At 65.2% G+C, this 13523-nt stretch carries 11 protein-coding genes; 4 read left to right on the plus strand and 7 right to left on the minus strand.

Annotated elements, in window-relative coordinates; genetic code table 11:
- Positions 1-13 precede the first annotated feature (13 nt).
- Positions 14-760 carry a sulfite exporter TauE/SafE family protein gene (locus AC0L3X_RS14930; protein WP_063984562.1) on the plus strand — a complete coding sequence of 249 codons (747 nt, stop codon included), beginning with the start codon at positions 14-16 and terminating at the stop codon, positions 758-760.
- A gap of 72 nt (positions 761-832) precedes the next feature.
- Here the strand turns inward: AC0L3X_RS14930 and AC0L3X_RS14935 are convergent, their stop codons facing one another.
- Positions 833-1771, minus strand: a complete 939-nt coding sequence (locus AC0L3X_RS14935; RefSeq protein WP_063984561.1) for a transcriptional regulator GcvA — start codon at positions 1769-1771, stop codon at positions 833-835.
- Positions 1772-1978: 207 nt separating this feature from the next.
- Positions 1979-2191 (minus strand): hypothetical protein, encoded by a 213-nt coding sequence (locus tag AC0L3X_RS14940; protein ID WP_155257828.1) that lies wholly within the window; start codon positions 2189-2191, stop codon positions 1979-1981.
- On the opposite strand from AC0L3X_RS14940, the gene AC0L3X_RS14945 reads away from it, so the two are divergent.
- On the plus strand, positions 2178-2870 hold the full coding sequence (locus tag AC0L3X_RS14945; protein ID WP_063984560.1) for a glutathione S-transferase family protein: 693 nt from the start codon (positions 2178-2180) through the stop codon (positions 2868-2870). The two genes, AC0L3X_RS14940 and AC0L3X_RS14945, sit on opposite strands and share 14 nt — an antisense overlap.
- Positions 2871-3217: 347 nt before the next feature.
- Here the strand turns inward: AC0L3X_RS14945 and AC0L3X_RS14950 are convergent, their stop codons facing one another.
- From AC0L3X_RS14950 to AC0L3X_RS14960, 3 genes are read right to left on the minus strand one after another with little or no spacing between them, the layout of a single operon-like run.
- Entirely contained in the window at positions 3218-3802 is a 585-nt protein-coding gene (locus AC0L3X_RS14950; protein ID WP_063984559.1) for a DUF1254 domain-containing protein, read from the minus strand.
- Positions 3799-4377 (minus strand): DUF1214 domain-containing protein, encoded by a 579-nt coding sequence (locus AC0L3X_RS14955; RefSeq protein ID WP_063984558.1) that lies wholly within the window; start codon positions 4375-4377, stop codon positions 3799-3801. The genes AC0L3X_RS14950 and AC0L3X_RS14955 overlap by 4 nt, the downstream gene beginning before the upstream one ends.
- A gap of 9 nt (positions 4378-4386) precedes the next feature.
- Positions 4387-6672, minus strand: coding sequence for a transglycosylase domain-containing protein (locus tag AC0L3X_RS14960; RefSeq protein ID WP_071915626.1), 2286 nt, complete (start codon positions 6670-6672; stop codon positions 4387-4389).
- Positions 6673-6963: 291 nt separating this feature from the next.
- Here AC0L3X_RS14960 and AC0L3X_RS14965 point away from each other — a divergent pair, with 291 nt between their 5' ends.
- Together AC0L3X_RS14965 and AC0L3X_RS14970 are read left to right on the plus strand one after the other, a co-directional pair.
- Positions 6964-7479, plus strand: coding sequence for a YcgN family cysteine cluster protein (locus AC0L3X_RS14965; RefSeq protein WP_014496718.1), 516 nt, complete (start codon positions 6964-6966; stop codon positions 7477-7479).
- Between the two features lie 156 nt (positions 7480-7635).
- Positions 7636-9222, plus strand: coding sequence for an MDR family MFS transporter (locus tag AC0L3X_RS14970; protein WP_063984556.1), 1587 nt, complete (start codon positions 7636-7638; stop codon positions 9220-9222).
- A gap of 3 nt (positions 9223-9225) precedes the next feature.
- Here the strand turns inward: AC0L3X_RS14970 and AC0L3X_RS14975 are convergent, their stop codons facing one another.
- Together AC0L3X_RS14975 and AC0L3X_RS14980 are read right to left on the minus strand one after the other, a co-directional pair.
- Positions 9226-10926, minus strand: a complete 1701-nt coding sequence (locus AC0L3X_RS14975) for an alpha/beta hydrolase (protein WP_063984555.1) — start codon at positions 10924-10926, stop codon at positions 9226-9228.
- A gap of 21 nt (positions 10927-10947) precedes the next feature.
- A complete protein-coding gene (locus tag AC0L3X_RS14980) occupies positions 10948-13464 on the minus strand; it encodes a GAF domain-containing protein (RefSeq protein ID WP_063984554.1) in 2517 nt (838 codons plus the stop codon).
- Positions 13465-13523 lie beyond the last annotated feature (59 nt).

Consider the following 13523-nt stretch of genomic DNA (forward strand, 5'->3'; position numbering starts at 1 on the left):
GGGGAGACGACCCATGGATGGACCTGTCTTCGCTCTCTTCGCACTTGCCGCGCTCGCTGGCGGCTTCGTCAGCGGCTTTTCCGGATTCGCCATGGGCCTCGTGGTGTCGGGCGTATGGCTGCACATCATCACGCCGATGCAGACCGCTACCTTGATCGCAGGCTACGGCTTGCTCACGCAGGGCTACGGCATCTTCAAGCTGCGACATCTCCTCGACCTTCGGAAGGCTTGGCCGCTCGCGCTCGGAACTGTCATCGGCATCCCGATCGGCGTCAGCATTCTCGCTTACCTGAACCCCAGCTACCTCCGATTTGGTGTGGGGGTCCTGCTGGTGCTCTACGCAATCTACGGCCTGACGAAGCCCGTATTCGCTCCGGTAAAGATCGGAGTCGGAGCCGATATCGCCATTGGCGTCTCCAACGGCTTGCTTGGCGGCCTGACAGGGCTCGGCGGCGTGATCTCGACGATTTCCTGCCAATGGCGCGGCTGGCCCAAGGACGTGCAGCGCGCGGTGTTTCAGCCAGTGCTGTTCGTGGCGTTCGTTGTCATCTCGAGCTCTCAGGCCGTAGCCGGTACCATAACGAAGGAAACGCTGATGCTATACGCATTGGGCGTTCCCTTCATGGTCGCGGGCCTTTGGTCCGGCTTCAAACTTTTCGGCAAGATCAACGACGAGACCTTCCGCAGGACCGTGCTGGCGCTTCTGCTGCTCGCGGGATTGTCGCTGATCGCATCGGTGCTGTCGTTCGGACTGCGTTGATATCAGCCGAATCCCCGGCGGCTTACCACCTCGGACTATTCTCCGCGGACGAGAAAATCGCCGGAAAGAGGCCTATCGCCGCCTCGCTGCCTTTGGTGTCCCGATGACGGATTTAAGCAGGCGCAGGTCGCTCGACGCCTCCGCGAGCAGCCAGTCACGAAATGTCGCAATCTTCGGAAGTGACGCGGTCGCCTTGGGGCAGACGATCCAATAGCTCTTCGACAATGGCACCGACTCCGGGAAGGGCAGCGCCAGCCGTCCATTGATCAGGTCCCAGGCCCCTAATGTCGTGCGGGCCAGGGCGATGCCCTGGCCGTTGATTGCGGCATCGATGACCATGCTGGCGCGATTGAGCACCGGACCATGCGTGACATCGGCGTCGTCAATGCCGACGCCACGTAGCCAATTTGCCCAGTCGGACCTGCTGTCGAGGTGGATCAGGGGAAATCTCAGGATATCCGCGACCCCGCCGATGCGGCGGCGTCCCGACAGCAGCTTGGGACTGCACACGGCGAAGAGCCGTTCCGTGCAGAGCCTTGTGGCATCGAGGCCCGGCCAGTTTCCATCGCCATGGCGGACCGCAAGATCGACCTCCTCACGCGCAAAATCGACGTGATGCATCGTTGCCGAGACGCGGAGATCGATTCCCGAATGCGCTTCCGCGAAATGGCCGAGGCGATGCACCAGCCATTTGGCGGCAAAATCCGGGGACGTGCTGACCGTGAGCACGCCTGCGTTCTGTCGCTGCAACAGCCGCTCCGTACCCGCGGCAATTCGGTCCAGCGCATCACGTATCACCGCGAGATAGTCGCGGCCCGCTTCCGTGATGATCAGGCGCTGGCGCTCGCGGCTGAACAGCTTGATGGCGAGCTCCGTTTCCAACGCCTTGACCTGATGACTCACCGCACCTTGCGTGACGCACAGCTCTTCGGCGGCCCGCGTGAAGCTCTCGTGGCGGGCTGCGGCTTCGAAGGCCTTTAGTGCGTTCAGCGGTGGCAAACGCGGGCGCATGACGAACCTTCCTGAGGGACTTCATGAGAAAAATTGGGGCTGGCCCGAGAAACGATGCTTTGCGGACTTTGCCCTGCCGGCCCTATGCAGGCGGCCACGACACGAAATCATGGGAGTTGGAGGCAATAAATGTCAATACCTATTGCCGTTCGCGGTTTTCCGGCGCGAGTTCGACGCAGCGCGACGGCTGCGGATCATAAACATAATTCATGGCAGGCGTTGATCGGCAGATGGCTTGCCCGTATCGAGCGGATAAATCAGCGCGACGATCTTCGCGCGATTGCCGACAATCCCCATCTCCTTGCCGATCTCGGGCTCACCCGGGAAGAGGCCTTGGAGCAAGCGAACAAGCCGTTCTGGCGCTGATCGAGCCCGATCGACAGCAAGCGAACCGGGAGGAGAAAAGATGTCCGAGACCATCGTTTACGGCTTTCCCCGCAGCACGTTCGTCAACATCGTGCGGCTCGTCCTCACCCACAAGGACGTGGCCTACCGCTTCGAGGACCTCGAGCCCGTGATGGGCAGGAGCGAGCATCTCGCGCTCCATCCGTTCAACCGCGTTCCGATCTTCCGGCACGGCGACTTCACCGTCTACGAGACGCGCGCCATCGTCGGCTACATCGACGAGGTGTTCGCGGGAGCACGGCTGACGCCGCAGAACCCGCACGCGCGGGCTCGCATGAATCAATGGATCGGTGTCGTCGATTCCTACGTCTATCCCTACATGATCTACCATGTGACCCACGAGCGGCTGGTGTTTCCCGAGCTCGGGATTGCATCCGACGAGAAGGTGGTGGCGCACGCACTGCCCAAGGTCGAGAACGCACTCGTGGCCATCGAGCGCGAGCTCGCCGATGGTCGGGACTACCTCCTCGGTCCAGAACTCTCGATCGCGGATTTCTACCTTTTGCCAAGCACCTTTGCGTTCAGCCTGACGGAGGAAGGCAAGGCCATGTACCCGAAATATCCGGCCTTCTGTCGATGGCGGGAGCGCATGGAGAGCCTGCCGACGACGCAGAAGCTGCGCGCGATCCTGCCGCCGCGCGCGCCCATTGCGCATGCCCGCGAGTGGGCGCACTCGCACCGCCCGAGATATTGAGCTAGGCTTGGACTGACACTGGGGGCAGGGACTTTCCGCCAGGTACCCGACGCAGTGGATTGCGTTTTCGAGCGGCGGGGGACGACGGTGATCCTTAGATCACGGCAACCTGTGCTACGACATGAAAAACGCGGCGGATTGCTCCGCCGCGGGTGTTACGAACTTTCGATGTTGCCATCATGCCAGTGTTTTGCCCGACGTGTCAAAGGCGGCCAAAATGGTCTCGCCGCTGAGGTCGCGCTGCTGCTGATCGGTCGTTCAGATTAGCTAACAGTTTCAATGCCCCCGCTACTGTGCATGGGGTTGTTTTTCAGTTTTTGTATTGCGGCTCGCCGAAACGGCCGCGCTCAGCGCCGTCCGCGCGGCGCTTCGGCCTTGGCGGGCGCTTCTGTCTGCGGCGCGCAGGTCGCAGCCTGAAGCGAGTTTTGCGCCTGCTGCATCAGGCCGGGCTCGGCGGCGAGCGCCTTCATCACGATCAGGCCGGTGGTAGCAGGGGAATCGATGATGAGGCGGTCGGCCGCGGTGATCTCTTCGTCCTCGGGCAGCTCGTTGTGCTGCGGCTCGGTCATGAGGTCGAGCTCGATCACCTTCTTGCCGGCGGAGCGGTCGTTGATGGCGTAATAGGCGATCTCGTTGCGGGTGTAGAACGACACCGAGGTGTAGGCCTGGCTCACCGGCACCGTGAGCTTGAGCGGCCCGCCCGTGAGGTCGTAGCGGCAGATCGCGATCGCGAAGGCCGGGTCCATGAACGGCATCGGCGAATTGTTGGGATCGGCGAGGGGAAGCTGCGTCACGGCATTGAGCTTGGTCATCGGCGTCAGCCGCGAATAGGCGTCCTGTGTCGCGATCCGCGGCAGCGCCAGCACGCTGACGAGATGGACCACGAGGCCCAGCACCACGCCCGCGACGATGGTGAACATCAGGCGGATCATGAGCAGCCCACCGTCTTGATCGTGGGCATCGGCGCATCGCGCTGGGTGCGCGTCGCGACCCCGACCGGCGTGTCGTAGAGGCGCAGCATCAGCGCGTAGCGCTCGATGCCGCCGGTCGGCAGCCAGTTGCCGGCGCGCGAGCGCGAGGCGATGCGGATCTCGAACGTCCCGTCGGACTGCCGCACGATCTCCTGGCTGGTGAAGCCATAGCGCTGCAGCGAATTGGCGACGAGGTGGCCCTTGCGGTCGTACAGCGTCAGCGTCCAGAACCGCGCCGGCGGCGTCACGCCGGAGACGATGACGTCGCAGCGGCCGTCGAGCGCCTTCTTCTTCTCGTCGGCGGTCGCGGTGAAGGCGACGCCGTCACCGGTGCCGATCGGCAGCTCGCCATTGCGCACGATGGTGGCGCGCGAATAGGGATCGACGTCGGCGGTGCCGGTGCGCGGGCGGGCGGTCCACGGGCCGATGGTCAGCGCGCCGATCTCGGTGCCGCGCGTCGTCGTCATCCAGGTCGCGCCGACGCCGACCACGCTCGCGAGCAGAAGGGCCGTCAATGTGATCAGGATCAGCCGCACGGGTTTCGATCAGTTCTTGCGCGGGACGGATGCATTCGCATTCTCTTCCGCATAGTTCTGCGGGAAGGCGAGCGCGCTCGTCGACGACGCCGGCTTGGCCAGCTTGTCGTCGTCGGCAGCCGCCTTGGTCGCGGTCCTGGCGGCGTCATCGAGCAGCTTCTCGACGCGCACCAGGACGTCGGCGCCGCGCTTGGTCAGCACGGGCGGCGGGCCGGGCTTGGTCTCCAGCACCTTCGGCGCCGCATTGGCCTGCGCTGCCGTCGGCTGCGGCGGCAGCTTCTGGCCCATGCCGATGCCGGGGATTTCCCGGACCTCGACGCCCTGATGCGCGGTGACCATGATGTCGTGCCAGGTCTGCGCCGGCAGCGAGCCGCCGGTCATGCGGTTGGTCGGCGAATAGTCGTCATTGCCGTACCACACCGCGCAGGTGAAATTGCCGGTGTAGCCGACGAACCAGGCGTCGCGATACGCATTGGTCGTGCCGGTCTTGCCGGCGGTCGGAATGCCGTCGAGCGCGGCGCGGCGCGCGGTGCCTTCGCTGACGACGTGGCTCATCATGCCGGCCATGTCGGCGGCAACGGAGGCCGGGATCGCCTGCCGCGGCTTCGGACCGTCGCGGTCCCAGCGCCAGACCGGATCACCGGCACCGGTGCGCACTTCCAGCACCGAATGCGGCGTCACCGCCTTGCCGCGGTTGGGGAAGGTGGCGTAGGCGACGGCGTGCTCGATCACGGTGACTTCGTCCGAGCCGATCGGCAGCGACGGCGTGTCGGGCAGCGGCGCCTTGAGGCCGAAGCGGCGGGCGACCTCGACGATCTTGGCGCGGCCGAGCTTGGCCGGGTTCGGCGCCTTCGGCTGTTCCTTCTGGCCGATCGCGATCGACAGCTTGACCGGCACGACGTTGATCGAGCGCGTGATCGCCTGCGTCAGCGTCACCGAGCCGGAATAGGAATGGCCATAGTTCTGCGGACACCAATTGCCGATGCAGACCGGACCGTCGACCACGATCGAGTTTGGCGTGAAGCCGTTGAGGAGCGCGGTGGTGTAGACGTAAGGCTTGAACGACGAGCCGGGCTGGCGGTAGGCGTCGGTGGCGCGGTTGAACTGGCTGGCACCATAGTCGCGGCCGCCGACCATGGCGCGGATGCCGCCGTCGAGATCGGAGACGACGGTCGCGGCCTGCGTCGCGTGATAATCGCGGCCGAACTGGCGCAGCTGGTTCTCGATGGCGTCTTCCGCGGCCTTCTGCACGTTGGTGTCGATCGCGAGGCGCACCACGAAGACGCGCTCGGTGTAGGATTTCGGGAAGGTGTCGACCAGCTTGCGCATCTCGTCGAAGGCGTAGTCGAGATAGTAGTTCGGCGAGGCCTCGTCGCGGCGATCGACCGCGAAGGCCGGGTTGCGGCGGGCGCCGAACACCTGGCCCTCGGTCATGAAGCCGGCGTCGACGAGGTTGTCGAGCACGACGTTGGCGCGGGCACGCGCCGCGGGCAGGTTGATGTGGGGCGCGTATTTGGTCGGCGCCTTGAACAGGCCGGCGAGCATCGCGGCTTCGGCCAGCGTCACGTCGCGCGCGGATTTGTTGAAGTAGAAGTGGGCTGCGCCGTCGACGCCAAAAGTGCCGCCGCCCATATAGGCGCGGTCGAGATAGAGCTTGAGGATCTCGTTCTTGGTCAGGCGCCATTCCAGCCAGACCGCCAGGAAGGCCTCGTTGACCTTGCGCTCGATGGTGCGCTCGTTGCTCAAGAACAGGTTCTTGGCGAGCTGCTGGGTGATCGAGGAGCCGCCCTGGCGGACGCCGCCGGCCTGGGCGTTGGTGACGAGCGCGCGCGCGGTGCCGGCGATGTCGATGCCGAAATGCTCGTAGAAGCGGCGGTCTTCGGTGGCGAGCGTCGCCTTGATCAGCACGTCCGGAAAGTCTTCCAGCGGGATCGAGTCGTTGTGCTTGATGCCGCGGCTGCCGATCGGGTTGCCGTAGCGGTCGAGGAACGACACCGCCAGGTCGGACTTCTTCAGCCAGTCCTCGTCCGCGGTCTCGCGGAAGGCGGGGATGGCGAGGGTGAGCATCACGACCAGGCCGCCGAGGCCCAGCGTCGCGGCCTCCGACAGCGGCTCGATGAAAACCCAGCGCTTCCACCGCCCGACATAGAAGCGGTCCATGAAGGTCGAGTAGCGCTCGTAGAGCTCGCGGATGCCCTTGGCGGAGGAGAACAGCGAGGAATCGATGCGCGCGTCGAGATCCAGAAAGAAATTCCGGATGCGGCTCTTCCAGTTGGATGGTGTGTTCTGGACCACCTAGAACCCTTGAGGCTCGGTTCGACAGCGTTCAGGCACCCGGCCGGGCGGCACCGAGACGTCTTGAGGGAATGTTACGGCAAACCCAAGGCGCCGGTTCGCGTCCGAGGGGACTTGCTGTTCCTTCTAGCCGAGCAGGGCCCATAAACCAATGGTCAGGCTCGCGATTTTGAACAACAGGCCTAATTGACCCCGGTTCATTACGGGCCTCAATTGGGCGTTGCTTGCAGCGTCCCGGCCGCACGCCGTAGATGAACGAGCCGTAGCTCTTTCGAACCCTTGTTGAGGCGCATGACCGCAGCTCCCAAACGACCTTCAGGCCAGGAAGGATTCTTCTGGAAAACCAAGACGTTGGAAGAGCTGTCGACGGCCGAATGGGAGAGCCTGTGCGACGGCTGCGGCCGCTGCTGCCTGAACAAGCTCGAGGACGAGGATACCGGCGACATCTATTTCACCCATGTCGGCTGCAAGCTGCTCGATGCCGGGACCTGCGGCTGCAAAGACTATCCGAATCGCTCCGCCAAGGTTCCCGACTGCGTCCGCCTGACCCCGGCCAATGTCCGCACCCTGAACTGGCTGCCGCCGAGCTGCGGCTACAAGCTGGTCGCGGAAGGGCGCGACCTCTATTGGTGGCATCCGCTGGTCTCGGGCGATCCCAACACCGTTCATGAAGCCGGCGTCTCCGTCCGCGGCCGGGTCGAGGGCAGCGAGGAGGAGATCCCGGACGAGGAGCTCGAGGACCACATCGTGCAATGGCCGGCGCAGCTGCCGAAACGGGCACGCCTGAAGCGACGTCCGAAGGACTGACCCGCCTGCGACGTCGAATCACGTCATCGCGATGACCCCGCGGCGGGATGCACCCATGCGCCGCGGTGCCTGCCTGAGAAGAACTTTCCTCTCTACATTGCCTGCATAGAACGAATCCTTCGCGGCGTTTGCGCCGCTTCACGGCTTCCGATCGAGATGAACAAGTTCGACCGGCAGAGCAGTTCTGCCGACATTCAGGCGTTGCCTGACGACATTGCCGAAGAGCTGTCCCGCCTTCCCAGCGAGGTCTTGAGCGTCGACGACGCGCCTTCGCTCGCGCCGCCGGCGCCGTTGTCGCAGGACGAGGTCCGGACCATCGTGATCAGCCTGATGCTGACGATGTTCCTGGCTGCGCTTGACCAGACCATCGTCGCGACCGCGCTGCCGACCATCGGGCGCCAGTTTCACGACGTCTCCAATCTCTCCTGGGTCATCACCGCCTATCTGCTCGCCTCGACCGCGGTCGCACCGGTGTTCGGGACGCTGAGCGATATCTACGGCCGCCGCGTGATGATCATCATTTCGCTCAGCCTGTTCGTCGCCGGCTCCGTGCTGTGCGCGATCGCGCCGAACATGCCGATGCTGATTCTGGCGCGCGGCCTTCAGGGCCTCGGCGGCGGCGGCATCATGCCTGTCGTGCAGACCGTGATCTCCGACATCGTCTCCCCGCGCGAGCGCGGCCAGTACCAGGCCTATTTCTCCAGCGTCTGGATGGTCGGCGGCATTTTGGGCCCGGTCATCGGCGGCGTGTTCGCCGAGCATCTGCACTGGTCGATGATCTTCTGGATCAATCTGCCGCTCGCGGCCGCCGCCATCGCGATGCTGCTGCCGAAGATGAAGAAGATCCCGGTGTTCCACCGCAAGCGCAAGGTCGACTGGCTCGGCGGCGTGCTGCTGATGGCCTCTGCGGTCGTCTTCATGCTGGTGCTGACCTGGGGCGGCACGCGCTATCCGTGGCTCTCGCCGACCGTGCTTGCGATGGTGGGCGGCGCCGTCGCGCTCGCGGTCACCTTCGTGTGGCACGCGCGGCGGGCCGACGAGCCGTTCCTGCCGTTGAAGCTATTGACGGGTTCGGTGGCGCCTTTCGCCATGACAGCCGGTGGCTGCGGGCTCGGTGCGATCACGGGCCTCACCGTGCAGCTGCCGCTCTATTACGAGTCGGTCTACCATCTCAGTGCCAGCGAGGCGGGCCTTGCGCTGATTCCGCTCGCGGCAGTCTCGACCTGCGGTGCGGCGATTGCCGGCCGTACCATGGCGCGCGCAAAGCACTACAAGCGCGTTGCCATCATCGGCACGTCCTGGGCCGCGCTGTGCGGCCTCGCCCTCACGGTCACCACCTTGCCGCTGTGGGGCTTGCTGATGCTGATGGCCGCGTTTGCGCTCGGCCTCGGCACGACCTTCCCGGTCTGCGTGGTCTCGCTGCAGAATTCGGTCGCGCGCCCGCAAGTCGGCACCATCACCGGCGCGATGAACTTCTTCCGCTCGCTGATGTCCTCGTTCACGGTCGCGGCGTTCGCGGCGATCCTGCTGATCGCGCTCGGCGCCGACGTTCCGCTGGCCGGTGAGCATCATGCCGTGGGCAACATCCCCGCGATTCCCGCCGAGGATATGAGGCACGCGTTCCGCTACGTCTTCGGTGCCGCCACCGCGCTGATGACCACCGCCTCGCTCTGCCTGATCATGATGGAGGAGCGGCCACTCGCCGGCCCCTCCGTCACGCAGCAGGTGGAGATGGCGGAGTAGGGGTTAGCCGCCGCGATCGGGATCGTCGTCGGCATCACCTGCGCTCGTCTTTCGCGCCTTCGCCGCAAGCTGTTCCTTGAGACGCGCGAGTGCTTCGGCGGACCAATCATTGACATCTGTCACCGCGACCCAGGCATCGACGTAATGCTCGGGCGCGTAGACATGGCCAAAGCCCATCGGCGTCGCGGTCGCGACCGCCATGTCGAGGGCGAGCTGCAGCATCGTCACGATGGGATACCAACGCAGCTCCGGTGATACGTCCGGCCCGCGCGGCGCATTCATCCAGTCCGGCGCCCGATAGGCGTCGCGGTAGGCGAAGAACGTGATCGCGTCGCTGGCATATTGCAGATAAACGACGCGCATCGGCCCCCAGGGCCTATCCGGCGGCACCGTCGGCCCGTTCTGGTTCATGAAGCGGACGAGGCGGCCGTCGCGGAATTCCGGGAGCCAGGCCGGCGATCCTGGATTGCGGTTCGCGGTGACCGATCGCCAGATGCGGCTCTCGAATGGCGCCCCGCTCCACAGCGCGCCGCCAATGGGATCCCCGATCGTCTCGAACAGCTCCGCGGATTTCTCCGAGTTCATGGCGCCGAGGCTCAGTCCATGCAGATACAGCTTCGGCCGCTTGTCCTTCGGCAGCGTCGTCCAGTAGCCGTAGATTTCCGCGAACAGTGCGCGCGACGCTTCCGCGCCGTATTCGGGCTGAAACAGCAGCGACAGCGGACTGTTGAGATAGGAATACTGCATCGCGACGCTCGCGACATCGCCATGGTGGAGATATTCGACCGTATCCATCGCGGCCGGATCGATCCAGCCCGTGCCGGTCGGCGTGATGACGATCAGGATTTTGCGGTCGAAGCCGTGTTGGCGCTTGAGCTCCTCGAGCGCAAGCCTGGCGCGCGCTTGCGCGGTGTTGCGGCTCCCGAGCCCGACATAGACGCGCACGGGATTCTGCGCAGGCCTTTCCGTGACGGCGCTGATCTCGGCTGCGGCCGGGCCTGAGGCAATGAACCGGCGCCCCATGCGCCCGAGCTCGGTCCACTTCACCAGCGATGCCGGGCTTCCCGTCCGACCGGGATCGGTCGGCTGCGGCCGCTCGGGCTCGAACAGAACATCGAGTTCGCGGAAGGAGGAATCGAGTGCGTTGAACGCCGTGCGGATCAGGACATTGCTGGCGATCGACCAGAACAGCAGGGCTGCGACGAGCACGCCGATCACGTTCGCGACCTTCCGCGGAACGAGGCGTCGTGTGCGCGCGGCGAGAAAGCGGGCGACAAGCGCGAACAGCCGCCCCAGCGCCAGCAGCAAGACGAACGTGATCAGGGCGATGACGCAGACCTTGAGCGGATGGGCGGTCTCCAACGGCGCCATCTTCATCACGGCGCGGATCGAGTTCTGCCATTCGGCCGTGCGCCAAAGGAAGACGATGACGACGAGCAAGCAGACGGCTGCGGCCAGTGCATTCGCAATTGATCTTGCGCGCGCCGAAGGTTCGGGCAGTTCGAGATAGTGCCACAGCCGGCGCCACAGGATTCCGGTGAAATAGCCGATCGCAAAGCAGCCGCCGGCGAGGGCACCTTGCGTGAGATAGCTGCGCGGGATCAGCGTCGGCGTCAGCGCGGCAGCGAAGAACAGCGCACCCAGCATGAGGCCGACGCCGGACAGCGACAGCAATTGTCGCCGAATGAACCGAGCTGGATTCATGAAAGCACCTCCCGAGCCACGCTATCCTCCGGTCGTGTCCGGAAAGCTGCTCTTTCGCGGCAACAGGATCGTGAACTCCGTGAACGCGCCGGGCTCTGTCGTGACGTCGATCGTGCCGCCGTGCTGCTTCACGATGATGTCGTGGCTCATCGACAGCCCGAGACCGGTACCTTCGCCGGCCGGCTTGGTGGTGAAGAACGGATTAAACATCTTCGCCTTCACGTCTTCCGGAATGCCGGTGCCGTTGTCGCGGATGCGGATCTCGATGCTGTCGCCGCGGTCGCGGGTCGCGGCGATCACCACCGGCTCGTAACCGGCGGCGCCGCTGCCCATCTGGCGCCTGGTCACCGCATAGAACCCGTTCGAGATCAGGTTCAAAAGCACCCGGGAAATCTCCTGCGGAAACACCTCCGCCGAACCTGCCGCCGGGTCGAGCTCGCTCTTCATCGTCACGTCGAAGAGCGGCTTCTCGGCACGCGCGCCGTGATAGGCGAGGTTGAGGCTCTCCTCGACCAGGGCGTTGATGTCGCTCAGCCGGTGCTCGCCGCCGCCCTCGCGCGAATGCAGCAGCATGTTCTTGACGATGGAATCGGCCCGCCTTCCGTGCTGCACGATCTTTCCAAGATTGTCTCTCAGCAGCCCCGTCAGCTCGTCGACCTCCGCGCGCAGATCGTCGGCGAGCGGGACGGGCGCAAGCACCTCGTTCAGCTCGTCGGTCAGCTCGGCCGAGAGCGATGCAAAATTGTTGACGAAGTTGAGCGGGTTCTTGATCTCGTGCGCAATTCCGGCGGTGAGCTGGCCGAGCGAGGCCAGCTTTTCGGTCTGGACCAGGCGGTCTTGCGCCGCGCGCAAATCGTCGAGCGATCTGGCGAGCTCCCGCGTGCGGTCCTGCACCTCGTTGAACAGGCGGGTGTTCTCGACCGCGATCACGGCCTGGTCGGCAAAGGTCTTGAGCAGGCTGATCGCCTTGTCCGGGAAAGGCCCGGCCTCGCGGCGCGTCACGCCGATGGTTCCGATCGCAATGCCGTCGCGCAGCATCGGAATCACGAGGATGCTGCGATAGCCTCGCGTCCGCGCCAGCTCCCGCATCGCCTCCGTGAGGTCGGGCTCGTTCTGCATGTCGCTGCGGAAGGCGTATTCACCACTCGTCGCCACCCGGCTGTGAATGCCCGATGCCGCAAGCGGCGCCGGGAACGAGCTACGCAGCTCCGCGTTGCCGGCCTCGTTGTCGGTGGTGAAGGCGGCCAGATGCAGCATGCCGTTGAAGACGCGGGTGACGGTGGAGGAATGTCCGCCGACCAGCGCCTTGGCACTGTCGGAGATGGCCTGGAACACCGGCGTGACGTCGGCCGGCGAGGCCGCGATCACCTTGAGGATGTCGGCGGTCGCGGTCTGCCGTTCCAGCGCTTCCCTGGTGGCGTTGAACAGGCTGACATTCTTGACCGCGATCACCGCCTGGTCGGCGAAGGTCTGCAGCAGCCGCACATGATGCTCGGCGAATGTGCCGGTCGTCCGCCGCGTGGCGATGATGACGCCTTTGGCCTCGCCCTCGCTCATCAGCGGCGTGAACAGCATGCTGCGAAAGCCGCGGGCGCGCGCGATGTCGCGTGCCGCCGGCTCGAGCTCGGTATCCGGCAGCTGCGCCGATTCACCATGGGCCGTGAGCTGGTACGCCGGGAACTGCGCGAACGGCACCGGAAACGAGGCCTGGAGCACGCGGTCGCCGGCTGGATCGCCCGGCGTGAATGCCACGAGGTGCGCGGCGCCGTCGACATAGCGCAGCACGGCGGTGGAGAAGCCGCCGATCAGCCGGTTGGCGTTGGCGGCGACGGCGTCGAACACCGGCTGCACGTCGGAGGGCGAACTCGCCAGCACTTTCAGAATGTCGGCGGTCGCGGTCTGCCGTTCCAGTGATTCCCGCGTCTCGTTGAACAGGCGCGCGTTCTCGATCGCGATCGCGGCCTGGTCGGCAAAGCTCTGTTGCAGCGCCATCTCGTCATCGGTGAAGGGCGCGAGGCGGTCGCGGTAGACGATCAGCGCGCCGATCGCCTTCCCTTCAAGCCGCAGCGGCGAGCCGGACATCGAACGCGTGCCGGCGGCGCGAGCGTGAGGCATGCCGGGCCAGTCGGCGATGGCCGGATCGACATTGTCGAGATCGGGGACATGAACCTGCCGGTTCTCGGCCACGATGGTGCCGGGCATGTTGCGGCCGCCGATCTTGAGCTGGGCGAGCGGCACGCCGGCGCCGACGCGCATGGAGCTGTCACCGACACGGATCACCCTGGACCACCCGTCGCCTTCCGCAATGTGAATGGTGGCGCTCGGCGCGCCGAACAGATGCATGGTCGCTTCCGCGATCTGTTGCAGCGAGCCCTCAGCATCGCCCGAGGAGTTGGCGATGGTGCGCAGGATCTCCATGCTGGCGTTCTGGCGGTCGCGCGCAATGGCAAGCTCGGCCTGCAGGCGGGCATTCTCGGCCGCTTGGGATCGCAATTGCCGTTCGAGCTCGGCGGCCTTGTCCTGGGGAGGCGCGGTCATTGATAATCCGGCTAAGCGCCGCGACGTACGCGGTACCAAGCCCGATTATCACATCTCCT

The sequence above is a fragment of the Bradyrhizobium sp. MI1.7 genome, assembly GCF_055811795.1.

What these genes read in the sequence shown, in the direction of transcription:
- AC0L3X_RS14965 (WP_014496718.1), top strand. Translation starts at nt 6,964, where the DNA reads ATGACCGCAGCTCCCAAACGACCTTCAGGCCAGGAAGGATTCTTCTGG.
- AC0L3X_RS14970 (WP_063984556.1), top strand. Translation starts at nt 7,636, where the DNA reads ATGAACAAGTTCGACCGGCAGAGCAGTTCTGCCGACATTCAGGCGTTG.
- AC0L3X_RS14975 (WP_063984555.1), bottom strand. Translation starts at nt 10,926, where the DNA reads ATGAATCCAGCTCGGTTCATTCGGCGACAATTGCTGTCGCTGTCCGGC.
- AC0L3X_RS14945 (WP_063984560.1), top strand. Translation starts at nt 2,178, where the DNA reads ATGTCCGAGACCATCGTTTACGGCTTTCCCCGCAGCACGTTCGTCAAC.
- AC0L3X_RS14935 (WP_063984561.1), bottom strand. Translation starts at nt 1,771, where the DNA reads ATGCGCCCGCGTTTGCCACCGCTGAACGCACTAAAGGCCTTCGAAGCC.
- AC0L3X_RS14930 (WP_063984562.1), top strand. Translation starts at nt 14, where the DNA reads ATGGATGGACCTGTCTTCGCTCTCTTCGCACTTGCCGCGCTCGCTGGC.
- AC0L3X_RS14980 (WP_063984554.1), bottom strand. Translation starts at nt 13,464, where the DNA reads ATGACCGCGCCTCCCCAGGACAAGGCCGCCGAGCTCGAACGGCAATTG.
- AC0L3X_RS14940 (WP_155257828.1), bottom strand. Translation starts at nt 2,191, where the DNA reads ATGGTCTCGGACATCTTTTCTCCTCCCGGTTCGCTTGCTGTCGATCGG.
- AC0L3X_RS14950 (WP_063984559.1), bottom strand. Translation starts at nt 3,802, where the DNA reads ATGATCCGCCTGATGTTCACCATCGTCGCGGGCGTGGTGCTGGGCCTC.